At 67.2% G+C, this 26535-nt stretch carries 28 protein-coding genes and 3 tRNA genes; 22 read left to right on the plus strand and 9 right to left on the minus strand.

Features of this window, described 5'->3' with window-relative positions; translation table 11 throughout:
* From J0695_RS11300 to J0695_RS11310, 3 genes are all read left to right on the plus strand, one after another.
* Positions 1-614: oxidoreductase C-terminal domain-containing protein (locus tag J0695_RS11300; RefSeq protein ID WP_206961786.1), on the plus strand; the 614-nt coding region annotated here is incomplete at its 5' end.
* A gap of 46 nt (positions 615-660) precedes the next feature.
* Positions 661-2556: a DNA primase gene (dnaG, locus tag J0695_RS11305; protein WP_206961787.1), complete on the plus strand. Its 1896-nt coding sequence runs from the start codon at positions 661-663 to the stop codon at positions 2554-2556.
* Between the two features lie 109 nt (positions 2557-2665).
* Positions 2666-3988 (plus strand): RNA polymerase sigma factor, encoded by a 1323-nt coding sequence (locus J0695_RS11310; protein ID WP_206961788.1) that lies wholly within the window; start codon positions 2666-2668, stop codon positions 3986-3988.
* A 133-nt stretch (positions 3989-4121) separates the two neighbouring features.
* Here J0695_RS11310 and J0695_RS11315 read toward each other — a convergent pair whose 3' ends face one another.
* The 4 genes from J0695_RS11315 to J0695_RS11330 all read right to left on the minus strand — a co-directional run bounded on the left by J0695_RS11315 (position 4122) and on the right by J0695_RS11330 (position 9720).
* A complete protein-coding gene (locus J0695_RS11315; RefSeq protein ID WP_206961789.1) occupies positions 4122-6050 on the minus strand; it encodes an ABC transporter ATP-binding protein in 1929 nt (642 codons plus the stop codon).
* Positions 6050-7789: an ABC transporter ATP-binding protein gene (locus J0695_RS11320; RefSeq protein ID WP_206961790.1), complete on the minus strand. Its 1740-nt coding sequence runs from the start codon at positions 7787-7789 to the stop codon at positions 6050-6052. Before J0695_RS11320 ends, J0695_RS11315 begins: the two co-directional genes overlap by 1 nt.
* Before the next feature lie 138 nt (positions 7790-7927).
* On the minus strand, positions 7928-9370 hold the full coding sequence (locus J0695_RS11325; RefSeq protein ID WP_206961791.1) for an FGGY family carbohydrate kinase: 1443 nt from the start codon (positions 9368-9370) through the stop codon (positions 7928-7930).
* A 29-nt stretch (positions 9371-9399) separates the two neighbouring features.
* On the minus strand, positions 9400-9720 hold the full coding sequence (locus J0695_RS11330) for a YtxH domain-containing protein (protein ID WP_206961792.1): 321 nt from the start codon (positions 9718-9720) through the stop codon (positions 9400-9402).
* Positions 9721-9892: 172 nt separating this feature from the next.
* Between J0695_RS11330 and J0695_RS11335 the strand changes: the two genes are divergently transcribed.
* The 3 genes from J0695_RS11335 (at position 9893) to J0695_RS11345 (ending at position 10307) form a co-directional block, all read left to right on the plus strand.
* Positions 9893-9965: transfer RNA gene (locus J0695_RS11335), tRNA-Asn, on the plus strand.
* Positions 9966-9970: 5 nt separating this feature from the next.
* Positions 9971-10043 (plus strand) — tRNA-Asn (locus J0695_RS11340).
* 190 nt (positions 10044-10233) lie between these two features.
* A tRNA-Ile gene (locus tag J0695_RS11345) sits at positions 10234-10307 on the plus strand.
* Positions 10308-10486: 179 nt separating this feature from the next.
* On the opposite strand, the gene J0695_RS11350 is transcribed toward J0695_RS11345, so the two are convergent.
* On the minus strand, positions 10487-12070 hold the full coding sequence (locus J0695_RS11350) for a site-specific integrase (protein ID WP_206961793.1): 1584 nt from the start codon (positions 12068-12070) through the stop codon (positions 10487-10489).
* Between the two features lie 149 nt (positions 12071-12219).
* On the opposite strand from J0695_RS11350, the gene J0695_RS11355 reads away from it, so the two are divergent.
* Together J0695_RS11355 and J0695_RS11360 are read left to right on the plus strand one after the other, a co-directional pair.
* On the plus strand, positions 12220-12456 hold the full coding sequence (locus J0695_RS11355) for a DNA-binding protein (protein ID WP_242552515.1): 237 nt from the start codon (positions 12220-12222) through the stop codon (positions 12454-12456).
* A gap of 613 nt (positions 12457-13069) precedes the next feature.
* The gene (locus J0695_RS11360) at positions 13070-13915 is read left to right on the plus strand and encodes a hypothetical protein (protein ID WP_206961794.1); all 846 of its coding nucleotides are present in this window, start codon (positions 13070-13072) and stop codon (positions 13913-13915) included.
* A gap of 43 nt (positions 13916-13958) precedes the next feature.
* Here the strand turns inward: J0695_RS11360 and J0695_RS11365 are convergent, their stop codons facing one another.
* A complete protein-coding gene (locus tag J0695_RS11365; protein WP_206961795.1) occupies positions 13959-14249 on the minus strand; it encodes a hypothetical protein in 291 nt (96 codons plus the stop codon).
* A 157-nt stretch (positions 14250-14406) separates the two neighbouring features.
* Here J0695_RS11365 and J0695_RS11370 point away from each other — a divergent pair, with 157 nt between their 5' ends.
* The 3 genes from J0695_RS11370 to J0695_RS11380 all read left to right on the plus strand — a co-directional run bounded on the left by J0695_RS11370 (position 14407) and on the right by J0695_RS11380 (position 16754).
* Positions 14407-15375 (plus strand): phospholipase D-like domain-containing protein, encoded by a 969-nt coding sequence (locus J0695_RS11370; protein ID WP_206961796.1) that lies wholly within the window; start codon positions 14407-14409, stop codon positions 15373-15375.
* 151 nt (positions 15376-15526) lie between these two features.
* Positions 15527-15703 carry a hypothetical protein gene (locus tag J0695_RS11375; RefSeq protein ID WP_206961797.1) on the plus strand — a complete coding sequence of 59 codons (177 nt, stop codon included), beginning with the start codon at positions 15527-15529 and terminating at the stop codon, positions 15701-15703.
* Between the two features lie 142 nt (positions 15704-15845).
* Positions 15846-16754, plus strand: coding sequence for a ParB/RepB/Spo0J family partition protein (locus J0695_RS11380; RefSeq protein WP_206961798.1), 909 nt, complete (start codon positions 15846-15848; stop codon positions 16752-16754).
* 57 nt (positions 16755-16811) lie between these two features.
* On the opposite strand, the gene J0695_RS11385 is transcribed toward J0695_RS11380, so the two are convergent.
* Positions 16812-17072: a hypothetical protein gene (locus J0695_RS11385; protein ID WP_206961799.1), complete on the minus strand. Its 261-nt coding sequence runs from the start codon at positions 17070-17072 to the stop codon at positions 16812-16814.
* 800 nt (positions 17073-17872) lie between these two features.
* On the opposite strand from J0695_RS11385, the gene J0695_RS45160 reads away from it, so the two are divergent.
* The 7 genes from J0695_RS45160 to J0695_RS11410 all read left to right on the plus strand — a co-directional run bounded on the left by J0695_RS45160 (position 17873) and on the right by J0695_RS11410 (position 22061).
* On the plus strand, positions 17873-18001 hold the full coding sequence (locus J0695_RS45160; RefSeq protein ID WP_277989969.1) for a hypothetical protein: 129 nt from the start codon (positions 17873-17875) through the stop codon (positions 17999-18001).
* Between the two features lie 68 nt (positions 18002-18069).
* Positions 18070-18231 (plus strand): hypothetical protein, encoded by a 162-nt coding sequence (locus J0695_RS11390; protein WP_206961800.1) that lies wholly within the window; start codon positions 18070-18072, stop codon positions 18229-18231.
* Complete coding sequence (locus J0695_RS11395) at positions 18224-18625, plus strand: hypothetical protein (protein ID WP_206961801.1); 402 nt, start codon at positions 18224-18226, stop codon at positions 18623-18625. The genes J0695_RS11390 and J0695_RS11395 overlap by 8 nt, the downstream gene beginning before the upstream one ends.
* Before the next feature lie 287 nt (positions 18626-18912).
* Complete coding sequence (locus tag J0695_RS11400; protein ID WP_206961802.1) at positions 18913-19293, plus strand: hypothetical protein; 381 nt, start codon at positions 18913-18915, stop codon at positions 19291-19293.
* 120 nt (positions 19294-19413) lie between these two features.
* Positions 19414-20079: a ParB/RepB/Spo0J family partition protein gene (locus tag J0695_RS43805; protein ID WP_307798559.1), complete on the plus strand. Its 666-nt coding sequence runs from the start codon at positions 19414-19416 to the stop codon at positions 20077-20079.
* Entirely contained in the window at positions 20072-21478 is a 1407-nt protein-coding gene (locus J0695_RS11405; protein ID WP_242552517.1) for a ParB N-terminal domain-containing protein, read from the plus strand. The genes J0695_RS43805 and J0695_RS11405 overlap by 8 nt, the downstream gene beginning before the upstream one ends.
* Positions 21479-21551: 73 nt before the next feature.
* Positions 21552-22061, plus strand: a complete 510-nt coding sequence (locus J0695_RS11410) for a hypothetical protein (protein ID WP_206961804.1) — start codon at positions 21552-21554, stop codon at positions 22059-22061.
* A 206-nt stretch (positions 22062-22267) separates the two neighbouring features.
* Here J0695_RS11410 and J0695_RS11415 read toward each other — a convergent pair whose 3' ends face one another.
* On the minus strand, positions 22268-22507 hold the full coding sequence (locus tag J0695_RS11415; RefSeq protein ID WP_206961805.1) for a DUF8108 domain-containing protein: 240 nt from the start codon (positions 22505-22507) through the stop codon (positions 22268-22270).
* Between the two features lie 185 nt (positions 22508-22692).
* On the opposite strand from J0695_RS11415, the gene J0695_RS11420 reads away from it, so the two are divergent.
* A complete protein-coding gene (locus J0695_RS11420) occupies positions 22693-22953 on the plus strand; it encodes a DUF7683 domain-containing protein (protein ID WP_206961806.1) in 261 nt (86 codons plus the stop codon).
* Positions 22954-23126: 173 nt separating this feature from the next.
* On the opposite strand, the gene J0695_RS45165 is transcribed toward J0695_RS11420, so the two are convergent.
* Positions 23127-23396 (minus strand): barstar family protein, encoded by a 270-nt coding sequence (locus J0695_RS45165; RefSeq protein WP_206961807.1) that lies wholly within the window; start codon positions 23394-23396, stop codon positions 23127-23129.
* Between the two features lie 142 nt (positions 23397-23538).
* Between J0695_RS45165 and J0695_RS11430 the strand changes: the two genes are divergently transcribed.
* The 3 genes from J0695_RS11430 to J0695_RS11440 all read left to right on the plus strand — a co-directional run bounded on the left by J0695_RS11430 (position 23539) and on the right by J0695_RS11440 (position 26526).
* A complete protein-coding gene (locus tag J0695_RS11430; protein ID WP_206961808.1) occupies positions 23539-24084 on the plus strand; it encodes a hypothetical protein in 546 nt (181 codons plus the stop codon).
* On the plus strand, positions 24071-25621 hold the full coding sequence (locus tag J0695_RS11435) for a terminase large subunit domain-containing protein (RefSeq protein ID WP_206961809.1): 1551 nt from the start codon (positions 24071-24073) through the stop codon (positions 25619-25621). Before J0695_RS11430 ends, J0695_RS11435 begins: the two co-directional genes overlap by 14 nt.
* Positions 25622-26154: 533 nt before the next feature.
* Positions 26155-26526 (plus strand): hypothetical protein, encoded by a 372-nt coding sequence (locus tag J0695_RS11440; RefSeq protein ID WP_206961810.1) that lies wholly within the window; start codon positions 26155-26157, stop codon positions 26524-26526.
* Positions 26527-26535: the final 9 nt, after the last annotated feature.

Here is a 26535-nt window from a genome sequence, read left to right on the forward strand (position 1 = left end):
CGGAGATTTCCGGCCACGACGGCATGGTCCTGGCGGCCCTGACCTCCGACGGCCAGGAGCACCCTGCCCACGACGTCCTCGCCGCGATCGGCGCCGCGCCCCGCACCGGCCTGGCGGAGGCGGCGGGCCTGGACCTCGCACCCCGCGCCCAGGGCGGCGGCATCGCGGTGGACACGAGCCTGCGCACCTCCGACCCCGACATCTACGCGGCCGGCGACGTGGCCTCCGCCCACCACCCCCTCCTCGGTACCACCCTGCGCGTCGAGCACTGGGCCAACGCGCTGAACGGCGGCCCCGCCGCGGCCCGCGCGATGCTCGGCCGCGAGGTCAGTTACGACCGCATCCCCTACTTCTTCTCCGACCAGTACGACCTGGGCCTGGAGTACTCGGGCTGGGCGCCCCCCGGCAGCTACGACCAGGTGATCGTCCGCGGCGACGCGGGCAAGCGCGAGTTCATCGCGTTCTGGCTGAAGGACCGCAGGGTGCTGGCCGGGATGAACGTCAATGTGTGGGACGTCACAGACCCCGTGCAACAACTGATCCGCTCCGGTGCGGAGGTGGACCCTGAGGCGCTGGGCGACCCGTCGGTGCCCCTGGACTCTCTGACGCCCTGAGCCCTCCGAGCCATCTGCTGTCAGTCCGCCCCCTTACACTTCACACGTGGCAGGCAGGATCAACGATGACGACGTGAAGGCGGTCAGGGACGCGGTCCCGATCGACGCCGTTGTGTCCGAGTACCTTCAGCTGCGCAATGCGGGCGGCGGCAACCTCAAGGGCCTCTGCCCCTTCCACGACGAGAAGTCCCCGTCCTTCCAGGTCAGCCCGAGCAAGGGTCTCTTCCACTGCTTCGGCTGCCAGGAGGGCGGCGACACGATCGCCTTCATCCGGAAGATCGACACCCTCACCTTCTCCGAGGCCGTCGAGCGGCTCGCGGGCACCGCGGGCATCACCCTCCGGTACGAAGAAGGCGGGTACAACCCCTCCAACCAGCGCGGCGAGCGGATCCGGCTGGTCGAGGCGCACAAGGCGGCGGCCCAGTTCTATGTGGAACAGCTGGACACCCCCGAGGCGGAGATCGGCCGCAAGTTCCTGGCCGGGCGGGGCTTCGACCAGGCCGCGGCCACGCACTTCAGCGTCGGCTACAGCCCGGCGGGCTGGGACCACCTCACGCGCCACCTCCGCGGCAAGGGCTTCAGCGACAAGGAGCTGATCACCTCGGGCCTCTCCCAGGAGGCCCGCGGCGGCAAGCCCATCGACCGTTTCCGCGGCCGCCTGATGTGGCCGATTCGCGACACCAGCGGCGAGGTCGTCGGCTTCGGCGCCCGCAAGCTCCGCGACGACGACAACGGCCCCAAGTACCTCAACACCCCCGAGACGTCGATCTACAAGAAGTCCCAGGTCCTGTACGGAATCGACCTGGCCAAGAAGGACATCGCCAAGTCGTCGCGCGCCGTGGTCGTCGAGGGGTACACCGACGTCATGGCCTGCCACCTCGCAGGCGTCACGACCGCCGTCGCCACCTGCGGCACGGCCTTCGGCACGGACCACATCAAGATCCTCCGCCGCCTCCTGATGGACAACGGCTCGGCCCGGGTGATCTTCACCTTCGATGGTGACGCGGCCGGCCAGAAGGCCGCCCTGCGCGCCTTCGAGGACGATCAGAAGTTCGCCGCCGAGACGTACATCGCGATCGCCCCCGACGGCATGGACCCCTGCGACCTCCGCCTCGCCAAGGGCGACCAGACCGTACGCGACCTGGTCGAACCCCGCACCCCGCTCTTCGAGTTCGCGCTCCGCCAGATCGTCAGCCGCTACGACCTGGAGACCCCGGCGGGCCGCGCCGCGGCCCTGGACGAGGCGGCCCCGGTCGTCGCCCGGATCAAGAACAGCGGCGCCCAGCACGAGGTCGCGGTCCAGCTGGCGGGCATGGTCGGCATCCTGGACACCCAGTTCGTCGTCAAACGCATCAGCCGGCTAGCCCAGTGGGCCCGCAACAACCGGGGCAATGCCCCCGCGCCCACCCGGGGCTCCGCCGCCCGCGGCGAGATCCTGGCCCCGGTCGCCTCCTCCGGCGGCCCCGCGCTCAACCTCCGCTCCCCGGCGCACCGCACCGAGCGCGAGCTCCTCAAACTGGCCCTGCAGCGCCCGGAACTGGTCTCCCCGGCCTTCGACGCGTACGGCATCGACGAGTTCACGGCGCCTCCGTACGCAGCGGTCCGCCAGTGCATCGACGAGGCGGGCGGCGCCGACCAGGCCACCCCCGACTACCTGACCACGGTCATCGACATCGCCCCGAACGACACGGTCCGCGCCCTGGTCACCGAGCTCGCCGTCGAGGCCATCCACGCCAAGAACGTCGACGAGGTCTACGCGGGCAACCAGCTGGTCCATGTCCGGCTGCGCGCGGTGGAGCGCCGTATCACCGAGGTCCAGGGCACGTTGACCCGCCTCGGCGGCCTTGGCTCACCGGAGCACGTGGCGGCCGTACAGAACGAACTCTGGGTCCTCCAGCAGTACGCGCAGTCCCTCCGAAACCGGGGCGCGGAAGCGCTCTGACGGGGTTCCGCCCACCCCGCCCCGGTAACCACCCGGTTACAGCGCGGACTCAAAAAGTCACCGCACGCCCCTCGTGGCGGCGATGTGTCGTACCCCACACTGGGTTGCGGTGCCTGAGTCCTCGGAGCGCGGCCGGCCCACGAACAGTGGGCCACTCACCCCCGCGGATCCGCTCATCGTGTACGGGACGGACGGCGGCTCGGCCGCCCATGTCCCGCTGCCGTACGCCCCCGTTCCGGCAGCGAGAACCCTGGAGGTCGCACCCGTGCAGACCCAGACCCTGACCGACAACGAAGCGGTCACGGCAGTCCCCCCGCAGAGCCGGGCTGCGCGCCCGCCACGACGCGAAGGCGCGGAACCGGAAGCGGAGCCGGACGTCGAACCGCAGAGCGAGACCGAGAGCGACACCGACAGCGAGACGGAGACGGAGGGCGAGCCGGACGTGCCCGCTGAGGCCGTCATGGAGGAGGAAGAGGTCCCCGAGCCTCCCGAACCGAGCCGCAACCGCGCGGACACCTCGGGCCCCTCATCGGATCTCTTCCGCCAGTACTTACGGGAGATCGGCCGCATCCCCCTGCTCACCGCGGCCGACGAGGTGGACCTCGCCCGTAAGGTCGAAGCAGGCCTCTTCGCCGAGGAGAAACTCGCGACAACTTCCGACCCGGACTCCCAACTGGCCGTGGATCTCGACAAGTTGGTGGTGATCGGCCGGATGGCCAAGCGCCGCCTCATCGAGGCCAACCTCCGCCTGGTCGTCTCCGTCGCCAAGCGCTATGTGGGCCGCGGCCTGACCATGCTGGACCTGGTCCAGGAGGGAAACCTCGGGCTGATCCGGGCGGTCGAGAAGTTCGACTACGCACGCGGCTACAAATTCTCCACGTACGCGACCTGGTGGATACGCCAGGCCATGTCCCGCGCCCTCGCCGACCAGGCCAGGACGATACGAGTCCCGGTCCACGTCGTCGAGTTGATCAACCGGGTCGTCCGGGTCCAGCGCCGGATGCTCCAGGAGCGCGGTTACGAACCGACGCCCGAGGAGGTCGCCGGCCAGCTGGACCTCACGGCCGAGCGGGTCAGCGAAGTCCTGCGACTGGCCCAGGAGCCGGTCAGTCTGCACGCTCCCGTGGGCGAGGAGGACGACGTGGCGTTCGGCGACCTCATCGAGGACGGCGACGCGGCGTCCCCGGTGGAGTCGGCGGCCTTCCTGCTCCTCAGGGAACACCTGGAGGCGGTCCTCTCGACCCTCGGTGAACGCGAACGCAAGGTCGTGCAGCTCCGTTACGGGCTGGCGGACGGGCGTCCCCGCACGCTGGAGGAGATCGGGCGGATCTTCGGGGTCACGCGGGAACGGATCCGCCAGATCGAGTCGAAGACGCTGAACAAGCTTCGCGACCATGCCTTTGCGGACCAGCTGCGGGGCTACCTGGACTGAGGCCGGTCCCCGCCCTGGGGGCTCCGCCCCCAGACCCGCGCTCCTCAATCGCCGGAGGGGCTTGATTTGCCCAGGTGGGCATTTCAAGCCCGTCCAGCGATTGAGGACAAGCGGCCGAAGGCCGCGCACCCGCCTAGTCGACCTCTGCGACCGCCTGGGCGAACTGCGCCGCGTACAGCCGTGCGTACGCGCCCTCCGCCGCCAGCAGCTCCTCGTGCGAGCCCTGTTCGACGATCGCCCCGTTCTCCATCACCAGAATCACATCCGCATCGCGGATCGTGGAGAGCCGGTGCGCGATCACGAACGACGTACGCCCGTGCGCGAGCCGTGCCATCGCCTTCTGGATGAGCACCTCGGTCCGCGTATCGACAGAACTGGTGGCCTCGTCGAGCACCAGGATCACCGGGTCGGACAGGAACGCCCGCGCGATGGTGATCAGCTGCTTCTCGCCCGCGCTGACCCCGGTGCCCTCGTCGTCGATGACGGTGTCGTACCCCTCGGGGAGCGTACGGATGAACCGGTCCGCATGCGCGGCCCGCGCCGCCTCCTCGATCTCCTCCCGGGTGACCTTCCGGTCGGCGGACGCCCCGTAGGCGATGTTGTCCGCGATGGACCCGCCGAACAGCCAGGTGTCCTGCAGCACCATCCCGATCCCGGACCGCAGCTCCTCGCGCGTCATCTTCGCGATGTCGACCCCGTCGAGCGCGATCCGCCCGCCGGTGACCTCGTAGAACCGCATCAGCAGATTGACCAGCGTGGTCTTGCCCGCACCCGTCGGCCCCACGATCGCGACCGTGTGGCCGGGCTCGACGGCCAGCGACAGGTCCTCGATGAGCGGCTTGTCCTTCTCGTAACGGAAGGCCACGTGCTCCAGCGAGACACTGCCCCGGAGCTCCTGCGGCCGCTCGCCCGTGGCGACGTCCTCCTCCTGCTCCTCCGCGTCGAGGAGCTCGAAGATCCGCTCGGCCGACGCGACACCCGACTGCACCAGGTTGGCCATCGAGGCGACCTGGGTCAGCGGCATCGAGAACTGCCGCGAGTACTGGATGAAGGCCTGCACATCACCGATGGACAGCGCCCCGGTGGCGACCCGCAGTCCGCCGACCACGGCCACCAGCACATAGTTCAGGTTGGAGACGAACATCATCAGCGGCTGCATGATCCCGCTGTTGAACTGCGCCTTGAACCCGGCCTCGTACAGCGCGTCGTTTTGCTCCCTGAAGAGCTCGGCCGACTCGTCCTGCCGCCCGAAGACCTTCACCAGCGCATGGCCGGTGTACATCTCCTCCACATGGGCGTTGAGCTTCCCGGTCACCTTCCACTGCTGTACGAACTGAGGCTGCGACCTCTTCCCGACCCGGGTCGCCACGAACACCGACAGCGGAATGGTCACCAGCGCGACCAGCGCGAGCAGCCAGGAGATCGAGAACATCATCACCAGCACACCGATGATGGTCAGCAGCGAGTTGACCAGCTGCCCCATCGACTGCTGCAGGGTCTGCCCGATGTTGTCCACGTCATTGGTGGTCCGGCTCAGCACCTCACCGCGCTTCGCCTTGTCGAAGTACGACAGCGGCAGCCGCGACAGCTTCGCCTGGATCTCCTCGCGCATCCGGTAGACCGCCGCGTTGACGATCCGCGCCACCAGCCGCGTCGCGACCAGCATCAGCAGCCCCGCGCACACGAAGATCGCGAGCGCGGCAAGCAGCACCGCCCCGATCTTGTCGAAGTCGATGCCCTGCCCCGGGGTGAAATCGGTCCCCGAGAGCATGGTGGCGAGTCCGCCCTGCCCCTTGCCGCGCAAACCTTCGAGCGCCTGCGCCTTGGTGATCCCCGACGGCATCTGCCGTCCGACGATCCCCGCGAAGACCAGGTCGGTCGCCCGCCCCAGAATCTTCGGCCCGACCACCGAGAGCGCCACGCTGCCGATCACGGCCAGCAGCATCCCCATCAGTGCGGCCCGCTCCTGCGCGAGCATCCGCAGCAGCCGCTTGCCCGACCCCTTGAAGTCCATGGACTTCTGCGTCGGGCCCATCATCATGCGTCCACCAGGACCGGCCATCAGGCTGCCTCCGCCTCGGTCAGCTGGGAGAGCACGATCTCCCGGTACGTTTCGTTGCCGGCCATCAGCTCGTGATGGCGGCCCGTCCCGACCACACGCCCTTCGTCCATGACCACGATCCGGTCGGCGTCACGGATGGTCGACACCCGCTGGGCCACGATCACCACGGTCGCCTCGGACGTCTCGCGCCGCAGCGCGGCCCGCAGCGCCGCGTCGGTCGCATAGTCCAGAGCCGAGAAGGAGTCGTCGAACAGATAGATCTCCGGCCGGGCGACGAGCGTCCGGGCGATGGCCAGCCGCTGCCGCTGCCCGCCCGACACATTGGTCCCGCCCTGGGCGATCGGCGCGTTCAGCCCGCCCTCCAGGTTCTCCACGAACCCCTTGGCCTGCGCCACGTCCAGCGCGTGCCACAGGTCCTCGTCGCTCGCGTCCGGATTCCCGTACCGAAGATTCGTAGCAACGGTCCCCGAGAAGAGATACGGCTTCTGCGGCACCAGCGAAACGGTCTTCGCCAGCAACACAGGATCGAGCGTCCGCACATCGATGCCGTCGACCAGCACCTCACCGCCGGTCGCGTCGAACAGCCGTGGCACGAGCCCGAGCAGCGTCGACTTCCCGCTGCCCGTGGACCCGATGACCGCGGTCGTCTCCCCGGGCCTGGCCTCCAGCTCGACGTCCCGCAGCACGGAGGCCTCGGCCCCCGGATACTTGAAGTCGGCTCCCCGTACGGCCAGATGACCGTGCCGGGCCAGCTCGAAGACGGCATCCGCCTTCGAGGGCGGCACCACACTCGAATCCGTGGCGAGCACTTCCTCGATCCGCTCGGCGCAGACCTCGGCGCGCGGCACCATCATGAACATGAAGGTGGCCATCATCACGGACATCACGATCTGCATCAGATACGCGAGGAACGCGGTCAGCGCCCCGATCTGCATCGCGCCGCTGTCGATGCGATGCGCCCCGAACCACACCACGGCGATGCTCGACACATTCACCACCGTCATGACGGTCGGGAACATCAGTGCCATCAGCCGTCCGGTGCCCAGCGACACTTCGGTCAGCTCGGCGTTGGCCTCCTCGAAGCGCTCCTTCTCGTAACCGTCCCGTACGAAGGCCCGGATGACGCGGTTGCCGGTGATCTGCTCGCGCAGCACCCGGTTCACCGTGTCGAGGCGCACCTGCATGGTCCGGAACAGCGGCCGCATCTTCCGGATGATCAGCGAGACGGCGATCAGCATCACCGGCAGGACGGCGACCAGCACCAGCGACAGCGGCACGTCCTGGCCCAGCGCCATGATGATCGCGCCGACACACATGATCGGCGCGGAGGCCATCAGGGTGAACGCCATCAGCACCAGCATCTGTACCTGCTGGACGTCATTGGTGGTCCGCGTGATCAGGGACGGCGCTCCGAAGTGCCCGACCTCCCGTGCGGAGAAGGACTGCACGCGGTCGAAGATCCCGGCCCGCAGATCCCTCCCGACCGCCGACGCGGTCCGGGCGCCGTAGTAGACCGCGCCCATGTTGCACACGACCTGGACCAGGCTGATGGCGATCATGACGCCGCCGAAGGTCAGGATGTAGCCCGAGTCCCCCTTCACGACCCCCTTGTCGATGATGTTCGCGTTGAGGGTCGGCAGGTAGAGGGTGGCGCTGGTCTGCAGGAGCTGCAGCAGCGCCAGCAGTGCCATCGGTTTTTTGTACGGACGCAGGTAGGTCCGCAGAAGTTTTATGAGCACGCGCAGTCTCTCGGGGTCGGCGAAGGAGGGTGGCGGAGGTCTTGGCCGGGCTCCGCATCGTGAGGTCAGCTCATTTTCCGCCACACAGGGCCCCAACCTCGAACCCTTTTCCTCAAGCGCGGGTCAAGAACCCGGCCTTCAGGCCCCTTCGCCGAAGGCCCCGGGGTGGATCTGGTCACGCGTGGCTATGTACTGCTGACGCACCGCCTGCCCCACGGCCAGCTCCTCACCGGGCTCCAGGACCTGCGCCACGGCCCCCTGCCAGGACGGCGGAGTCGCCGTGTCGAGCGTCCCCTCGGACACGCCCAGGGCCCATGCGGCCTGCCGGGCAGCGCCGATCGCCGCGTAGTCACCGGGCTGCACCACGACGACCTGCGCCCCGAAGACCGCCGGCGCACAGGCCTGTACGGCACCGAGTTCGGCGGCCGCACCCAGCAGGAACACCCGCCGCACCTCCACGCCCCGCCCGCGCAGCACCTCCATGGCATCGGCCAGCGAGCAGAGCATGCCCTCGAAAGCGGCCCGTGCGAGATGCTCGCGCTTCATGGATTCGCGCCGCAGCCCCGACAACGTCCCCGCGGTGTGCGGCAGCTGAGGCGTCCGCTCGCCCTCCAGATACGGCAGCAGCACGAGACCCGAGGCTCCCGGGGTGGACTTCAGCGCCAGCTCGGAGAGCTCCTCAAGGCTGTCCACCCCGAGCAGTTCAGCCGTGCCGCGCAGCGCCCGTACGGCATTGAGCGTATGCACCACCGGCAGATGCATTCCGGTGGCGTCGGCGAACGAAGTAATGACCCCACTCGGATCGGCGAGCACCTCATCGTGCACGGCCATTACGGACCCGGAGGCGCCCAGGGAGACGACGACATCCCCCACGCCGACCCCGAGCCCGAACGCGGCCGCCATGGTCTCGCCGGTCCCGGCCGAGATCAGCAGCCCCTCGGGGGTGGTCCCCGCGGACTCCGAGGGACCGAGCACCTCGGGCAGTGCGGCCGGGTGCCCCAGCGCCAGTTCCACGAGATCCGGCCGCCAGGTCCCGCTCTCCGCGGACCAGTACCCGGTCCCCGAAGCGGCACCGCGGTCGGTGGTCCGCCGGGCGGGCCGGCCGAGCAGCTGCCACACCAGCCAGTCGTGCGGCTGCATCACGGCAGCCACCTTCGCGGCGTTCTCGGGTTCGTGCCTGGCCAGCCAGCGGAGCTTCGCCACGGGCTGCGACGACTGGGGTACGGAACCGACCGCCTCGGCCCAGGCCTGCTTGCCGCCCAGCAGATCCACCAGATCCGCGGCGGCCACCTGGGCCCGCTTGTCGTTGCCGACCAGCGCGGGCCGCACCAGGTTTCCCTGCCGGTCCAGCGGCACAAGGCCGTGCTGCGCGGAGACCCCGATGGCCTGGACGCCTTCGAGGAGCCCTCCACCGGCGGCCTCGCCCAGCGAGAGCAGCCAGGCCTGCGGATCGACCTCCGCGGATTTCGCCTCCACGGGGTGAGGTGCGTACCCCTGGCGCAGCACGGCGCCCGTGTCCGTATCGCAGACGACGATGCGCGTGAACGCGGAAGAACTGTCAAGACCGGCGACTATCCCCATGCCGGTGATTGTGCCGCACCTCCACCGCCTCAGGTGTTACTGGTACCCCAGTCGTCCTCGCCACCACTGCTGCGCTCCTTGAGCGACCGCACCCGGGCGGCCACCGAAGCGGGCATCTTGTCGCCGACGTCGCCGATCTTCGAGCCGACCTTCTCGCTCACCGACTGGTACGCCTTGCCCGCCGCCTCGCGCCCGCTCTGGGCCGCGGACTCGACGGTGTTGCGTACCGCCGGATTCTGCGCGATCTGCCGCGCGGACTTCTTCAGCTGTTCGTAGCGCTCCCTGCCGGCCCGGGTCCCGATCACATACCCGAGAGCCAGTCCGGCGACGAACGTGAGCTTGTACCGCATGGCAGCCACCCTTCCCTCAGTCGGTGCGGACCGCCTACCCGGCGACGCCCGTGATCACCCGGGGCGGAACCGATTGGCGGAGCACCCCCCTGCTTGCGCTAATGTATGTGTCGCAGCGAAGGCACGCCCTCCGGGAACACTCGGGGTAGGTACGTTCGAGGCAACGCAGCAATCCCCTGTAGCTCAATTGGCAGAGCAGCCGGCTGTTAACCGGCAGGTTACTGGTTCGAGTCCAGTCGGGGGAGCGCGATCCCCTGTAGCTCAATTGGCAGAGCATTCGGCTGTTAACCGGAGGGTTACTGGTTCGAGTCCAGTCGGGGGAGCACAAGAAGGAAGAGGGGCCCGAGAGGGCCCCTCTTCCGCTTTTTCGGATGACTTTCCGGCCCCCGCGCAACCGCCCGCACCGCCCCGGAGTCCTCATGGTCATGCGAAGCCGACCATCCGAGGCAGGAGATCGTATGAGCGGCTATGCTGCGGCAGACGGCGCGCACAAGTGTGCGCGACGCGCCGTAAGGGGCGGTAGCTCAGCCGGTTAGAGCAGCGGACTCATAATCCGTCGGCCGTGGGTTCGAGTCCCACCCGCCCCACTCTGAGACCTCAGCGAAGAAACGTTCCCAGCTGGGGTTTCCTTGTATCCGGGGAGCGTCACGGCACCCCGTCGGCGATCAGTGGCCCAACTGGCCGGGCATGTGTGACCAATGTGTGACCGGGCTGTCAGAGGGTGTGCCCGCAAGTCTCCGGGTGTGACCCAGAGGCCTTCGAACGCTCATGCGGCCCGCCCGAAGCCGGACCCTTTCGGGGCATCTTCTGCGGCTGGAACGTCGAGCTCATCCGGCTTCGGAACCACGGTGCGCGGCACGATCGCGGCCATCGCGTCCGCCTCCGCGTGCATCAGCTCGGGCACCACCGACGTGTAGGTGTCCGAAGTGATCTGCCGCGAGGAGTGCCCCAGCCGCTCCTGGACGACCTTGATGTCCACGTCCGCCGCGAGCGCCAGAGTGGCCGAGCCGTGCCGCAGATCGTGGAGACGGATCGGCGGCAGCTCCAGGAGCTCCAGGAGCCGCGCGAAGCGTCGGCTGTACCAGTCGGGGTGATACGGCTTCCCGTCCTCCTGCGTGAACACACAGCCGCTGTTCACGTACGGCGTCTTCCCGGACCACTCCGCAGCTTCCTGCTCCTGGCACGTCTTCCAGGCGCGCAGCGCATCACGGGTCGGAGCGTCGATGGGAATGGTGCGCTCGCTGTCGGCCTTGGGGGCCTCGCCGAACGTGAACTTGGAGAACGCCACCATCTGCTGCGTGATGCTGATCCATCCGTTCTCCAGATCAACCTCGGACCAGGGCAGCGCGCAGGCCTCGCCGCGGCGGAGTCCCCGGAACACCAGCAGATGCCACAGCGCGTACATGCGGTCCTCGGCCACCAGGTCGAGGAAGCGGCCCGTCTGCCGGGGAGTCCACACCATCACGGGGAAGGGGCGAACTCCCGTCCGCTCCCACTCGGTTACCCGCGCGTCCGTCCACACCTGGGCCCTGGGGCGCTTCGAGCTCGGCAGCTCGATCATCCCCGCCCAGTTCTTCGAGAAGTCGCCCTTCTTGACCCCACTGTTCAGCGCCGAGGACAAGGTGGCGTTGATGCGCTTCATGGTGGCCGGCCCGGTCTTCTTGAGCTTCATGCCCTTCCGGGCTTCCTTCAGCTCGGCCGCCGTCGCGTACCACTGATCCCGCAGCGCGTTCCTCTCCTGTTGCGTGATGCGGCGCGCCTCCCGGGTGCTGCCGGTCGTGACACGGTGAGCCCTCCAACGGGCACGCGCATTGTCCCGGACTTTGCCCAGCTCCTCCAGGCGCAGCCAGTTCGCCTGGACCGTCGCGTTCCCTTCCTCGATCCGGTCGTACATGGCCTCGATGTGACGGGGGCGAAGATCACGGCGCTTGATGTGCCCCAGATGCGGGACGAGGTAGAGGTCGATGTGCTCCTCGTATCCATGGGCAGTGGTACGGGCCAATGCACGCTTCCGCTCCAGCCAGGCCGTGAGGTACTGCTCAACGGTCTCGCCGGACAGGATGTCCCCGCCGGCCATAGCCTCGTCGTAGGCCTTCTTAGCCTCCGCCTGGGCTTCGTCCTTGGTGCGCCAGCCGGTACGGCGAACCCGGCGCCGCTTGCCGTTCTCGCCCGCTTCGAGCTCGAAGTTGAAGGTCCAGGTGCCGTGCTTGGGGTTCTTGAGCTTGGGGCAGGCGGCACCGATCGTCGTGAGGACGGGTATGTCGTCCTCGTCGACGACTTGCTGCCCGTGAGTGTCGAGTGCGGGCGTCCTGCAGCCGCACCGTCTGTAGTACGAAGGCTCGAACATCATCCCCCCTGGGATGGAGCTGTTAGGTGTGAGCTAATTGTGTCGGAAAAGGGTGTCTGTTGACGTGCGGATGCGGATCCACTTGTGTTGCTGCCGGGGCCATCTGGCATATGCTGTAGGGAAGTTGGCGCGGGGGAGATTGCGACAACGACATGACTGACAGCAAGCAAGGCCGTACCGCTTCGCGGATGACGCTTCAGGAACTGCTGGCGCTTCCGCTCACCGTGAGCGTGGAAACCGCCGCTCGAGCACTCGGCATCGGGAAGTCCAAGGCTTACGAACTTCTGAGGCGGGACGAGTTCCCCGTGCGCACCTTGAAACTCGGGGAAGTGGTCAAGGTCCCCACGGGGGCGCTGTGGGAAGTGCTGGGCGTGGCCCCTGCTGCGTGAAGCCTCAGAGACCTCCCCGGCTGACCCGGAACGCAACAGTCCACGCCCACGCACAATCTTCACATCCCTCAGCGGTAGCCGCCTGGGGGATGTGACGTTTGTGCAGCTCAGGAGGCACTCTTCGGGCGAAAGTGCGCGGCGGGGTGTGGAGGCTCGGGTGACCCTTAAACCTTGCAAGTCGGTCTCTTGACCTGTGCGACCCTTGCGTACCGGTCGCACAGGTTGCGTATTGTGTGCGCGTGTTGGCGCGGGGGAAACGCGGCAACTGCGACGACGGGCAGGTCCGGGCTCTGGAGCCCGGCGACAGGTCTTTCGAACGTGCGTTCTAGATTGCCGCCCCGGTGACCTTGCGCGTCACGGCGGAGGTCCAATACGGGTGTCACTAGGAGCGGCCGGACTCGGTGCAATTCTCGTTGTGATGCCTGTTGGCTGCACCCTGAACGTAGGTAGAACATATGGAGGAAGTGCCCCATCCGTCTGTTCTGCTCCCGGTTCGAGATGCTGAAAGGGCTGATCAGTGGCGCGGCTATATGGATTTGCCGATGAGAGCCGTACCCGGCTGAAGGACGACGAGGCCCAGGCGGGCCGAGGGGCGGCCTCACGGCTCCTCGCCATGAAGGTCCCGAACAAAACCGAAGTTGTGCGGTGGATGAACTCGGCCGGCCACAGGACCACGCGCGGTGGACAGTGGGCGGTTATGACGTTGAGCCGGTGGCTGGATAACCCGAAGATCGCGGGCCTCGCCGCGGATCCGGAAACCGGTGAACTCGTCGAGACCGGACTTGCGTACGTCATCACGCCGGACGAGTACCACCGGCTGAAGGATCTACCCCGCGGCCCCGAACGGTCCGACCCCTTCGACTACATGCTCTCCGAGGGCGGAAGCGACTGCGGGCTATGTCGCCATCCCCTGGTCGGGGCCAGGGCCAACAACCGCACGCCCGGCTACCGTTGCTTGCCCAACGAGGACGGCGGTTGCGGGAAGGTCCGCATCACGGCGGGTCTCCTGGAGGACTACGTCGGCACGTACGTGGTCGCGGAACTGTCCAAGTCCGGCGTTCAGGAGCGATTGATCGCCCTGCGGAAGTACTTCGACGAGAAGGTTGCAGCCCTGCGGGTGGAGCTTGACGCCCTGATGGATCGCTCCGGCAGGCTCAGTGTCGTTTACCTCGACTCCGGCATCACCCAGGCCGACTACCGGGCCGGGAAGACGGAAAACGCGACCAGGCTTCGCGACGTGCGCAAGCAGTTGCGCTTCGCCGAACAAGCGGCGAACGCCCCGGTGGGCGGGGTGGAGAACCTGGTGGAGTGGTGGAACACAGCCCCCGTAGATTCGCGGAGGGCGCTGTGTACCTTGCTGCTCGAAAAAGTCGAGGTCTTCCAGGCCTCGAAGCCTGGCGTACGAACTGTGGAGCCTGGACGGGTCGTGCTCCACTGGCGTGGAGCGAACGCGGCCTGAACCGACGCCCGCCCCACGCGCCATCATCGACAGCGACGCTTTTTTACGAGGCGGTCGTCTCGGTCCCCTCGGCTCCGTTGGGAGCACTGTTCCACTGGACATCCTGCGGGACGGTTTCGTTGCCAGACCCGGCTGCGGAGATCACGCTCCACTGAACGTCCTTCGGGGCATCCGTGCCATCCGCAGGCGCCTCGGGCGGGGCGCCCCACTGGACGTCAGCAAGGGCCGGCCGGTTGGTGCGGTCATGATCGCCGCCAGCAACCGTTCCGGCAGTGGCGAGCAGTGCGGCTGCGGCGAAGGCTCCGAGTGCGGCGCGGATCAGGCGTGAACGCATGTGTCTCCTTGGGCAGGGGCACGAGCGCGCTACCCGCCGTTCAATGTCGAACCTCTGTACGTGACATGCATTACGGTAAGGCCTTTCACGAACCGGATCATGGGGATGAGGACCGGTCAAAAGCACATCGGTCGAAAGACCGGGGGGCGGGGCGGTTGTGGGGACAGACGTCGAAAAGGCCGAGTGGGCGCGCGTCGTGGAGGTGTACAAGAAGGCAATCAGCGGGGGTGACGGTCGCCTTGACCCCGACGCTGCGGACACCCACCTACTGGTGCAGTACGGGCTGGCTGTCGCGGGTGCCATCGGAGATTCCTGCGTGCCGGTTAACCCCTGGGACGCCGAGCGCAGGGTGGCCAAGATGGCGCTCGACCTCGTAGCCAAGGGGGCCCGTCAGGCCCTCCGGTATGCAGAGCTCTCGTCCGAACTCGGGCCCGCAGCAGCCGGGGCTCGAACGCCTGCCATCCACCGTCTCACCTCGGGGGAAGCGAACGCGCGGATCAACGAGCTGCTCGAAGATGTACAGCAAACAATCCTGGTCGGGCAGCCGGGGCCCCGCGCACGCGGCGCGCTGGAAGCCGTACTTGAGCGCGACCTGGAGCTTCTGGCCCGCGGGGTCGCGATGCGCACGTTGTACGCCCAGACGTCGCAGGCGGACCCTGCGCTTCGGTCCCACGTTGAGCAACTCGCAGCCGGCGGCGCACGATTCCGTACGTCGTCCCAGCCTTTCGCCAAGGTGGTCATCGGGGACCGTCGGTGGGCGTTCTTCAGCGACGACCCGGACCAGGCTGCTGCCGGTGAAGCGGGTGCCTATCTCGTTACCGAGCCCGCCATGGTGGGCTATCTGGCCGAGGACTTCCGAAGAGACTGGGACACGGCGACCGAGTGGGCGCGCCAGCCCGCAGGGGATGGGGCGCCTTCAGCCGAAAGGTCGCGGTTTGAACAGCAACGGGAAGTCATGCGGCAACTGGCTGCGGGGCGCACACAAGCGGCAGCAGCAATACGTCTCGGCATGGCCAAGAGCACGCTCACCAAGATCGTAAAAGAGCTCATGGACGAGCGGAACCTTGAGTCGTCGTTCCAGCTGGCTATGTGGCTCGGGGCCAACCCGGAGTGGCTGCGAGCCTGAAGTCGCCTCCTCACGCACTGACTTGACAGTGGCACATGCTGTAGTCACGATGGCGCAGACCGCACGGCCTGCGCTGGGGAGGCGTGGCCTGCGGACATTCACGCACCCCGGGGCGAGCCCTGCGCGGCGCGCACTCCAGGGGAGGTTTCGGGTGATCAGCGCGGACGCGGTGCGGGCCGTCATGCGGGATGTCGGCGACCCGAACCGGCGTCCGGTGAGTGCGGGGAAGGCTGATGTAGTCGGCGCTTTTCGCGTGATCGCGTTGCTGGAGCCGGGCTCCGTGGAGGGTCTTGAGGATTGTGAGAACCCCGTGCTGAACGCAGCGTGAAAGGCTGCGGCTTTGTCGCCTCGTTCGCTCGCTGAACTGCGAAAACTCTTCAAGGGTGTCTTGAGTCCGGCCCATAATGCCTATAGAATAAACCTAAGAGGTGAGGGGGAGCGGCCCTCGAACTGAACTCTTGGGGAGAGTCATGATCAAGACGCTGAAGATGGCCCACATCGTCCGCAACGAGAACCAGCCCCGCGAACACTTCGACGAGGCCAAGCTCCAGGAGCTGGTCGACTCCATCGCGATCTACGGGCAGATGCAGCCCATCGAGGTCCGCAAGCTCGGCGTCAACCGCTACGAGATCGTCGCCGGGGAGCGCCGGGTCCGCGCCCACCAGATCCTCGGCGCGATCACCATCCAGGCCAGCGTCATCGTCGAAACCGACGACCTCAAGGCCTTCAAGCGCAGCGTCAGCGAGAACGTCACCCGCGCCGACATGCTCCCCCTCGAAGAGGCCCGCGCCTTCGCCCGCATCCTCGACGACGAAGAAGGCGCGACCCCCGCCACCGTGGCCAAGGACTTCGGGAAGACCGTCCCGTACATCAACCAGCGCCTCGCCCTGCTGAACCTCACCGCCGAGATCGCCGAGCAGGTCAACACCGGCGCCATCGGCACCCAGGCCGCCGTCAAGCTCGCCGAGCTCACCCCCGGCAACCAGCGGGAAGTCCTCGCCAAGTGGGCCCGTGGCGACTTCGCCGGAGACAACGCGCTCGTCCACTTCGCCTACGCGCTCCGGCAGCAGCAGAACCAAGAGGTCTGCATGATCGTCGAGGACATGACGCCCGAAGAGCGCGAAGAGCGGGCCGTGGCCCAGACCCGCACCCGCAACACCCTCGACGGCATCGAGCGAATCCGCGGCCTCCTCGACCAGATCGTCAAGGCCGACCCGGCCGCGCTCTCCTTCGCTCTGGAGGGGGAGGTAGGTGCCCGGCTGGAGCAGATGGACCGCGTAGCCGAAGCAGTTCAGCAGGCGCGGTTCAACCTGCGCCAGGCCAAGGCGCACGCCGAAGCCCACGAAATCATCGTCAACGAGCAGGCGACCGCCAGTTGACTTCGGCCGTCGGCCGGGCCCCACCAGGGCCCGGCCTCGTGCGGAGAGCCTCCGGGGTCAGGTGGGGATCTGTGGCTCCGGGTGGGGGATAGGGAGCGTGGTCACGTCCACCGCGCCGGGGGCGCAACTGCCGTCCGAATTCCTCGCGTAGTAGCGGAACGGAGTCGCGGACGCGTCCTTGCAGACGAACTCGCCCGGATCGTCATCGCACACCGCGATGCCGTCCGTTGTCCCGCCGCAATCGACCGTCGGGCTCCCGATCTCTGCCTGTGCACCAGGGCTGGTGTTGGCCTGCGCGGTTCCCGCGTACAGCGTCATGAGCAAGGTGACGCAGACCAAGGCCAGGAGGGAGGCAGAGCTCTTCCGTGGTCCAGAGGTGTCGCATCGAATGTCCATAAAGCCAACATATGAACCCACTGAGAGTTCGGCATTGCGTCAGAGCATCCGGCGCAATCTGCCCCCCAAGGAGACCCTGCCGTGACCAGTCCCGAACGCCCCAACTGGGCAACGATGTCCCCCACCGACTTCACCGCCGGCGCGGAACAAGTCCACCAGGACGCTCTGTTCGTTCAGCCGGACCCGTGCGGGACCCTGGAGATAGAGGTACTTGACGGGCAAAGTACGCAATCGAAACGCGAAAAGTAGATCACAACATCTCAAGGTGCTACGGTCCATCACATCGAGCGGCACCCCCGTTCGAGCCGTGGAATGCGGCACCCTCCGGAACCTGGCGGGCGGACGATCCCCCGCGCCCTGCCCGCCAGGACCGGCCCCGCCCTATGCGGAGCACTTGAGGGACCCACCGCATCCAACCGGCCCGTCACCCCACTCCGCGGTGACGGGCCGGTTCTTCACGGAAGGGAAGTCATGCAGTACAACACCACCGGCGCAGCCGACCCAGACCTGTATACCCAGCTCCTCGAAGAGCGATACGGCCCACTGTCCGCGCTCCTCGCCGAACAGCGAAGACCCTCACGCCCCGGCCCCCCACAAGGGACTGACGGAGGCAGGCGGGCCTTCCGCCTGACACCCACATCACCCGAACAAGCCCGCCTGCACCTCGCCGAGTTGGCCGACGAGATAGGTGCACGCCACTACCACCCGGAGAGCCACGCCGCATGACCACCACCCCCGCGTCCGCGCCCGCAGAACCGCAGCGCACCCCGCCCGTCCCCGGAGCGGTCTGGTGCAACGGCTGTGACTCCTGGTGCTGGCCCACCGGCATCTGCGGCTGCAACAACCGCTAACCCAACCCCCACCCGGGGCCGCCCTCCGCACTCCGGACGGCGGCCCCACCCGCGCCTCTTGGAGAGAGATGACCTACCTCGTCTACACCCTGCTCGTCGCGATCGCCATCCGCGCGACCTGGCTCGCCGTCATCGCTACCCGGACCAACCTGACCGGTGCCGATGACGACGGAACACCCGGCCAGAACAGCCATGACTGGTCCGTACGGGAGAGCCGAACCGATGGCTGACCGGACCGAGTCCGGACTGCTTCACCTCGTCGGCCGGGCCCGCGACGGCAAACTCCTGCTGGCGGAGGGCGACGCCCTCGATGAAGGCGTCCGTCGCCTCGTCGCCGAGCGGGACCAGGCCCGCCGCTCCGCCGGCGGGCAGACCGGGGCCATACGCGCGCTGCACCGACGTCTCAACGCCGCCGAGGAGGCGATCGCGGAGGCGGAGAAGCGCGCCCAGGCGGGCGAAGGCATCCGCAGCCTCGTCGCCGACCTGCACCACCCCATGCGCTTCGGGGGACTGATCGTGTGCGAGCTGTGCTCAACGTGGGACGGCTCCCGTTTCCACGGGCTCATCACTGCCCACCCGTGCCGAACCGTCAACGTCCTCAATCAGTCGCAGGCGGCGGCATGATGACAGGCGCCAGAGCTCGCCAATGCCGGTCAGTGCGCTTCCGCCGCTTCCGCCTGGTGCGCTGCTCCTGGCGGGCCCGACACCATCGGCGCTCGAAGTGGCACTGCGACGAGCAGTCCGGCTGGGTATGGCCGGTCCACCGCTGATGCCGTGAACTCACCTGCCGCACCGCCGTGTTGGCCGTCCGGCAGGTACCGTCGGAAGACAGATCCCAGAACGAGACAGGCCCCGATCCAGGAGATTGCGCCTCCGGTCGGGGCCCTGACCACAAGGAGAGTGACCTCCCCATGGCTGAGCCGAACCCTACCCGCACCCCCGAAAGCAAGCCCGTGGCCCCCGGCGACCGCGTAGGCGCACGCTTCGACGCGTCTGCCGTCGAGGACCTGAACCTGCTCCTGAGCACCGGCCTCTCGAAGTCCGAGGCGCTCCACGATGCCGTCCGCCACTACGCGGCGATCCACCGTGCGCCCATCGCCGACGACATGAAGGTGCTCCAGGAAGCGGGCCTGTCCCGAGCCGATGCCGTCCGCAAAGCTGTCGGACACTACGCAGAGATCCACCGCAACGCGTGGGACATGGGCGCCTACCCGCAAGGCATCTCCCCGAAGATCCTCGGAACCAAGGTCGAGGTGTACCAGCAGCCGAAGGCCGCCAACCAGGGCGTATGACAGCAACTGCACAGTGCGCCCCGCCCGTACGACGCGGCGGGGCGCTTGCTGTCCGACAGCCCTGTTGATCACCTAGGCTGTGAGACAAGGCGCGGGGATTCGCCGAAGGATCACTGCACCGTGTCCGACAGCACAGCCCGAATCCCTGCGGAACTCGCCGCCCTCGCCGTCCCGATCAGCGACCTGGCGCCCTACCACCGCAACCCGCGCACCGGAGACCTCACCTCGATCTCCGAGTCCCTCAACACCCACGGCCAGTATCGGGCCATCGTCGTCAACCGCGGCACGGCCACCGGCCGCCCGAACGAGATCCTCGCGGGCAACCACACCTTCAAGGCCGCCGCCGCACTCGGCTGGGACCAGATAGCCGTCACGTACGTCGACGTCGACGACGAAGCCGCGGCCCGCATCGTCATCGTCGACAACCGCACCTCGGACCTCGCCGGGTACGACACCGCGCTCCTGGCCGACATCCTCGCCGAGCTTCCCGACCTCGATGGCACCGGCTACGACCAGGACGCCCTGGACGCCCTCCTCGACAGCATGGACATCCCAAGCGTCCTGTCTGCCGAGACCGCCGAAGCGGCAGGCGACAAGGTCGCCGACGAATACCTCACGTGGGGCTACGTCCAATGGGGGACCATCCGCGTCCAAGTCAGCAGCGAGGAAATCGACCGGCTCAACGCCGTGCACGCCGCGTTCTACGAACAGCGAGGCACCGACGCCGGGTTCGGCCACCACCTCCTCGACGCCCACGAGAGCCGCAAGGAGCAGGAAGTTGCCTGAGTTCACCGCCGACTACCCGCTCGCACAGCTAAAGCCCGCCCCCTACAACCCGCGCCGCCTCGACGCTGACGCTTTCGAGCGGCTGAAGCGGTCCCTCGACCTGTTCGGCTGCGTAAAGCCCGTCATCGTCAACGGGAACGGGGTCCTGGTCGCCGGCCACCAGAGAACCAAGTCCCTCAAGGCGCTCGGGCACACAACGGCCCCGGCCATCCTCCTCGGATCCCAGGTCACCACCCAGGACGAAGTCCAGTTCAACCTGCTCCACAACTCGGTGGAGACCGACGGGTCCAGCGTCACCGTCACCCCGGCCTCCGAGGACACTCACGGGTGGGAGTGGGTGACCGCCGACAACATCACCGTCCGGAAGCGGGACTCCGCCGCCGTCCGGTCCGAGATCGCCCGCCTCATCACCCGCTACGGGCCCTGGGGGACGATCGTCGCCGACCACAACGGCCGGGTCATCCTCAACAACGACTACGCGGTTGCCGCCGTCGACCTCCGCAAGGACGTCCTCTGCTACCGGGTGTCCGTGCAGGAAGCGGACGAGCTGCTGGTGTGGCTGGAGGGCGAGTATGGGGTGTACGACTACACCGCGCTCGGTATCAAGCCCTACAACCAGCACTGGTGCCAGATGCACCGGTTGGGCGGCGACGACGGGGACAGCGCCCAGTCCGCGGTCTACAAGAACCACGTCCTGCCCCACGCGAAACGCTCCCAGCGCATCGTCGACTTCGGAGCGGGGGAGGCCGCCTACATCCAGATGCTCAAGGGGCAGGGCTTCGACGCCCACTGGTACGAGCCCCACGTCAAGGCGAAGGGCACACAGAACGCCCTCGACGTCGCCGCGACCGTCGCCCACATCCGCGACCTCCAGAAGGACGTTCGCGCCAACGGCCAGTACGACATCGTGGTTCTCGACTCAGTGATCAACAGCATCACGTCCCTGGAGTTCGAGGAGCACGTCCTCATCACCTGCAACACCCTGTGCGCCGACGACGGGGTGTTCTACACAGGCACCCGGCACGAGAAGTCGATCACCAAGCGGAACAGCGGCAAGAAGTACCGCAACAACCGCTACCGGCGCGCGTTGGAGTTCGTCGACGAGAACGGATTCTCCGCGACGTTCCGCTCAGGCGTCTGGACCATGCAGAGGTTCCACACCCCCGAGTCCCTGACCGCCCTGCTCCGGCGGTACTTCGGGGTGGTGAAGCTCGGCGTGGACACGGGCGGATCGCTCACCGTGGAGTGCCGTCAGCCGCTCCCAGTCGACCCCGAGCGGAGGCGCGCCGCGCTGGAAGCGGAGTTCAACATGGAGTACCCCGGCAACTACCGCCACAACAGACACAAGCCCCTCGTCGAGGGGCTGTTGAGGGCCTGCGCCGACAGGGATGGATCTTGACCACACCAGCTTATGCCTATAGAATATAGATAGATGTGGTGTGATCCGCACACCATCACACGAAGGGGGAAACGTGGAGCCGGCCCGCATCAGCATCACCCAAGGCGACCGCAAATACCGGTACCTCTGGCTCAAGTACGTCACCGGCATCGACCTCAGCCTGCACTGCGCCCGCTCACTCCACGGCCCCTACAGCAAGCACGTCGGCCCCGAGCTCCGGCAGATGTCCACCCCGCTCAACGAGCGCCCCACACCCATTGCCTGGTACCTCTGCGGCGTCACCACCGACCCGTCCCGCTGGGCGGACAATCCCCACCTGGCCTTCGAACCGGCACCCGGCCACACCGAGGAACTCGCCGTCCATGGCCTGGCCGTCACCCTCACCGGCGCCCGTCCCATCATCGGCTGGGGGGCGCACTCCATACCCGCCGAAGCACCCAACAGCCACGACCGGCACTATGCGACCTGCCGGAACTGGCAGTTCGCCCACCACCTCCACCAAGCCGGCACCCCTGACATTCGGGGAGTTCGTCCCCGTGGCCCAGGAACTCGGAATGTCATAGGGCAGCTGCCGCTGCATTGACGCACGGAGCGGTGCGGTGCCGAACCAACCCGAATACGGCACCGCACATGGTAGAGCTCCGTTGAGAGGGGCCAGGGAGTCACTCGGTGACATCGCGGGCAGGGGTGAGGCCCGCCTGAGTCGCTGGCGAGCGTGCGGCTCCCTGATCACGCCCGACCCCAAACCAGGCAGGACATCGGCCAAACCCGCTCCACCGGCCTTGGGTGCTACAGGCCGCGCTTCTTGTTCCAGTCGCTGATGTACCAGGCGTAGATGATGTTGCCTATGCCGGCGGTGAGCAGGAACAGCCACAGGTGGACCACGCCGGACTGGCGTCGCCGCCCTCGCAGCCCGTAACCCGCCACAGCCGTCGCAGCTGCTGAAGCGGCGACGTTGTTGTTGATGATGATCGGCTGCGGCGCCTGGGGCGCGGGCTCCTGTGGAGCGGCGGGGTACTGGGTACTCACGGGCTTGCATCCTGTCGCTTTTGGGGTATCCGTCAGAACGAGCCTAAAAGATCCATTAAGTATAAAAGGGTAAAAGTTACCGTTCTCACATCTATGGGCGGATAGCTGACGCTTCCGATGCGGAGTGGCTGGCATCGCGCCACACGCCATGAAGCCTCGCTGTCCGACGGCCTTAAGCTCGGATCATGGCTATGGAAGCACCTCACGTCGTCTGGTCCTTGGATGGATTTAGCAAGGAAGACGAGTTCCTGCGCACGGAACACCCCATTAGCCGGGAGCAGATCGTCAAGCTTCGTGAAGTGATCACGCCGGACGCGGATGACCCTTGGATGATCTACTGCTACGAGGTTCCTCTCACTGCCTGGGCCAAGGTGGAGGAGATCTTGCAGTGCGGTTCGCCCGATCCGGCCTTGGACTATATGACCTCCGCCAGCGCGGCCGACTGACCGAATGGGCCAGGCGCCTGCCGTACTGCACCGAAGTACCGCAACTGTTCGTGTCAGTCAGTACCCGTCGTTGCTCTGACCAGGACGGGAGGCCTCAGCGACCTTGGGGCCGGTAGTTTGCGTCGAGGGGTCAATCGTTCCTCGAAGCCACGGCTTGCGTGTTCCTTCTGAGCCTATGCGTACTCGGATATGAACCCAGCGCAGTACTGATCTCGGTAGTCGTCGAGGCTTCGCCGGAGCATGTCCGCACCGCGAGGCACCCGCTCAGCGAGATGCTCCCAGCCGGTGAAGCGGATGCCCTCAGGGATCTCGACCAGCCCGGTGACGGCGTCCCAGAAGGCATCCCAGTTCATGCCATAGAAGGCCGGGAACCCAAGCTCTCGCTTCAAGAGCGCATGCAGCTCACGTTCGTCGGTGGCGGTTCTGACGTCGATGGTGATCACATCGCATTTTCCCAGACGCAGCGTTTGCGCGGGATTACCAGGGAGCGTCACTACAGAGTGAGGAAGTAGCCAGGCCGACCGTCGGGCCATCAGGTGGGACCATGAACGTGGGTGCGGGGGCGTACCTGACGGAGGACGCCCCGTGGCCCGCCCCACCAAGGCGCAGCGTGCAGCAATCGCCAAGCGCCGCGCCGACGCCATCGAACTGCACGTTGCCGGTGTCGACTGGCTCACCATCGCCCTGAAGCTTTCCGCAGACCCCGCCATCAATACGACGGGCGTTGCCTACCCGCAGGGATACGGCATCGAGCGGTACGGCAAGGGCCTGGAGCCTCCCGCCGACGATGCCCTGATCCGCGCCGCCTGCAAGGACATACGCGAAGCTCTGAAGCAGCGCCAAGCGCAGCTCGACGACAGGGTTGACGAGCTGCGGACCGTCGAAGCGGAGCGCCTCGACCGGCTGTTCTTCGTCGCTTACCGCCAGGCCGTGAAGGACGGCGAACTCCCGGCCATCGATCGCGCCCTACGCGTTATGGAACGCCGCGCCCGTCTCCTCGGCCTCGACCGCCCGGCGAAGACCGAGATCACCGGCACCGGCGGCGGTCCCATCCAGGTTGAGACCACGGATCTTGCCGAGCTCGAAGCCCTCATTGCTGTCACCGAGGAGTCCGCCCATGGCTCCGAGTAGCAGCGACCGCGTCCGTGAACTCCTCGCCGTCTACCGCGGGCAGCCGGCCGGAGTGCGTCGGGCCCTCGCCGGGCGCGCCACCCCGCGTATGCGCGCCCTGCTCGCAGAGGTTGAGCGCAGCATCGCCATGGATGCCTCACCGGGTGCGCTCGCCGCGATTGTCACCGACCGCCGCGAGATGCAGGCCCGGCACCTCAACATGGTCGACCAGGCCTGGATCGACATGGCGGAGGGTCGGGCGGAGCGCGTCATGCTCTCCATGCCGCCCCGGCACGGCAAGTCCCGCCGCGCCTCCAGGTGGGGACCTCTCTGGTACCTGCGGAAGTACCCAGACCGCAGGGTCATGATCGCCTCGTACTCCGCCGACCTCGCCGACGAACACGGCCGGTGGATTCGCGACGCCATCGACACCTGGGGTGACCTCCTCGGCATCCAGCTCAACCGCGGCTCCAAGGCCGCCAACCGCTTCGACATCGCCGGACACGAAGGCGGCCTCGTTGCAGCAGGCATCGGCGGAGGCCTCACCGGCAAGGGCGCCACCATCGCCATCGTCGACGACCCCGTCAAAGACATGGCCGACGCCGACAGCCCCACCATGCGAAAGCGGGCATGGGACTGGTGGCAGTCCGTACTCCAGACACGCCTGGAGCCCGACGGCGCGATCTGCGTCATCCAGACCCGCTGGCACGAAGACGACCTGTCGGGCCGCATCATCGCCGAGGCCGAAGCCAACGAGTGGAAGATCATCGACCTTCCCGCCATCGCGGACAACCCCGACGACATCCTTGGTCGCGCTGTCGGCGAACCACTCTGGCCCGAACGCTTCGACGCCACCCACCACGCCAAGACCCGCAAGCGCGTCGGCGAACGCGTATGGGCAGCTCTCTACCAGCAGCAGCCCCGACCGCCCGAGGGCGGCGTCTGGTCCCGCTCCTGGATCGACGACAACCGCACCTCCGTGATCGCGTTCGGCGGCCTCGACATGGCGCGCATTGTCGTCGCCGTCGACCCCGCAGGCGGAGACTCCACCGTCTCCGACGAAACCGGCATCGTCGGCGCAGCCCGCGGCTACGACGGCCACCTCTACGTCCTCGATGACCGCTCCGGCAGCATGGGCGCCAACGCCTGGGGCCGCACCGCCTGCCGCCTCGCCCTCGACCTCAAGGCCGACGCGATCGTCGTGGAGTCCAACTACGGCGGCGACATGGCCCGCCAGATCGTTCGCCAGGCCTGGGAGCAACTCCAGCGCGAAGGCGTAACCCGAGGACTCCTCATGCCCATGGTCCTAGAGGTCACCGCGAAGGTCGGCAAACGCCTGAGGGCCGAGCCGATAGCCCAGCTCTACGAACAGGGCCTCATCCACCACATCGGCCACTTCCCCAAGCTGGAGGACCAGATGGTCACCTGGGTCGCAGGCATGGACTCCCCGGACCGGATGGACGCCGGCGTACACGCGTTGACGGAGCTTGCCGACCCAGACCAACTGGATACAGGAGTCACCACGCTCAACGACAAACGGCTGGACGGGCGCCGCTGACATGCGGTTACGGCCCCAGTACGGATACGGTGCCTGTTCCCTAAATTACCCGCTCAGACTTGCTTAGCCGCACCAGAAAGCAAGGATTGGGGGACTACTCTCATGAGGTGTGTAGTGCCAGTGCTGCGCAAGATCAGCATTGGCAACGTGTTGGAGGAGCGCCGACTTTAGGCCTGGAAGCTTGGCCGACGCCCCTCCGGGGTCCAGCTGCTAGAAGTGGTTCCAGACTGCGATTGCAATTTGAATCAGCAGGATGACCATCTTCTGGCGGCTGGGCTTCTTCTTTTTGCGACCCATGCGGGCCTCCTCCAACCGGCATCCTGCGCCCTGGCGGGCGCGGTGAAGGATGTCGGCAGGCAGAGGTCCGTCAGTGACGCACCTCAGACGATACGCAGAGCGCGGGTGCACGTGCGCCAACTCTGATGATGCTGAGTGAAGTTCAGGCATAGGAAGCAACGGCCAGCGCCTCATCAGGGGTTCTGTCGCTGCTACGCTCCCGCGCCATGGGGAATCAGGGGAGATGGACCGTCGTCATGGCGGTGGTGATGCTGGCCATCGCGGGGGGAGTTGTCGCATTCGCTGCGAGCAGCGGGACGAGCGACGGCGGTGGGTCCGCGCGAGAGCAGGTCAAGAGCGAGGCTCAGGCCCGCGTTGATGAGACCGCCCGTGTGCAGGAGCGTGGCCGGATCGCGGGGGAGCAGCTGCGTAATGTGCGTCTTCATCGTGGGGGAGTCACCCGAGTTCAGGCCCTGCCGACAGAAGCCGACTGTGGCCAGCAGTGGGATTACCAGGACCTGGCGAAGGAGTTCGGTGACAAGCACCGGGTCGACTTCGTCTACGGCTGCACGCATGACGTGAAGCTGGCACAGCTCGAACCGGGCGGGACGATCGTCGAGGTGGGCTGAGGCCGTAGC

Source organism: Streptomyces beijiangensis (assembly GCF_017315755.1).
Lineage (GTDB): Bacteria > Actinomycetota > Actinomycetes > Streptomycetales > Streptomycetaceae > Streptomyces > Streptomyces beijiangensis.

Coding starts and splice junctions, on each gene's coding strand:
- J0695_RS11355 (WP_242552515.1), top strand. CDS start 12,220: ATGACTGACAGCAAGCAAGGCCGTACCGCTTCGCGGATGACGCTTCAG.
- J0695_RS11325 (WP_206961791.1), bottom strand. CDS start 9,370: ATGGGGATAGTCGCCGGTCTTGACAGTTCTTCCGCGTTCACGCGCATC.
- J0695_RS11395 (WP_206961801.1), top strand. CDS start 18,224: ATGGCTGACCGGACCGAGTCCGGACTGCTTCACCTCGTCGGCCGGGCC.
- J0695_RS11350 (WP_206961793.1), bottom strand. CDS start 12,070: ATGATGTTCGAGCCTTCGTACTACAGACGGTGCGGCTGCAGGACGCCC.
- J0695_RS11330 (WP_206961792.1), bottom strand. CDS start 9,720: ATGCGGTACAAGCTCACGTTCGTCGCCGGACTGGCTCTCGGGTATGTG.
- J0695_RS11400 (WP_206961802.1), top strand. CDS start 18,913: ATGGCTGAGCCGAACCCTACCCGCACCCCCGAAAGCAAGCCCGTGGCC.
- J0695_RS11315 (WP_206961789.1), bottom strand. CDS start 6,050: ATGGCCGGTCCTGGTGGACGCATGATGATGGGCCCGACGCAGAAGTCC.
- J0695_RS11440 (WP_206961810.1), top strand. CDS start 26,155: ATGGCGGTGGTGATGCTGGCCATCGCGGGGGGAGTTGTCGCATTCGCT.
- J0695_RS11390 (WP_206961800.1), top strand. CDS start 18,070: ATGACCTACCTCGTCTACACCCTGCTCGTCGCGATCGCCATCCGCGCG.
- J0695_RS11385 (WP_206961799.1), bottom strand. CDS start 17,072: ATGACGCTGTACGCGGGAACCGCGCAGGCCAACACCAGCCCTGGTGCA.
- J0695_RS11360 (WP_206961794.1), top strand. CDS start 13,070: ATGAAGGTCCCGAACAAAACCGAAGTTGTGCGGTGGATGAACTCGGCC.
- J0695_RS11380 (WP_206961798.1), top strand. CDS start 15,846: ATGATCAAGACGCTGAAGATGGCCCACATCGTCCGCAACGAGAACCAG.
- J0695_RS11365 (WP_206961795.1), bottom strand. CDS start 14,249: ATGCGTTCACGCCTGATCCGCGCCGCACTCGGAGCCTTCGCCGCAGCC.
- J0695_RS45160 (WP_277989969.1), top strand. CDS start 17,873: ATGACCACCACCCCCGCGTCCGCGCCCGCAGAACCGCAGCGCACCCCG.
- J0695_RS11435 (WP_206961809.1), top strand. CDS start 24,071: ATGGCTCCGAGTAGCAGCGACCGCGTCCGTGAACTCCTCGCCGTCTAC.
- J0695_RS11420 (WP_206961806.1), top strand. CDS start 22,693: ATGGCTATGGAAGCACCTCACGTCGTCTGGTCCTTGGATGGATTTAGC.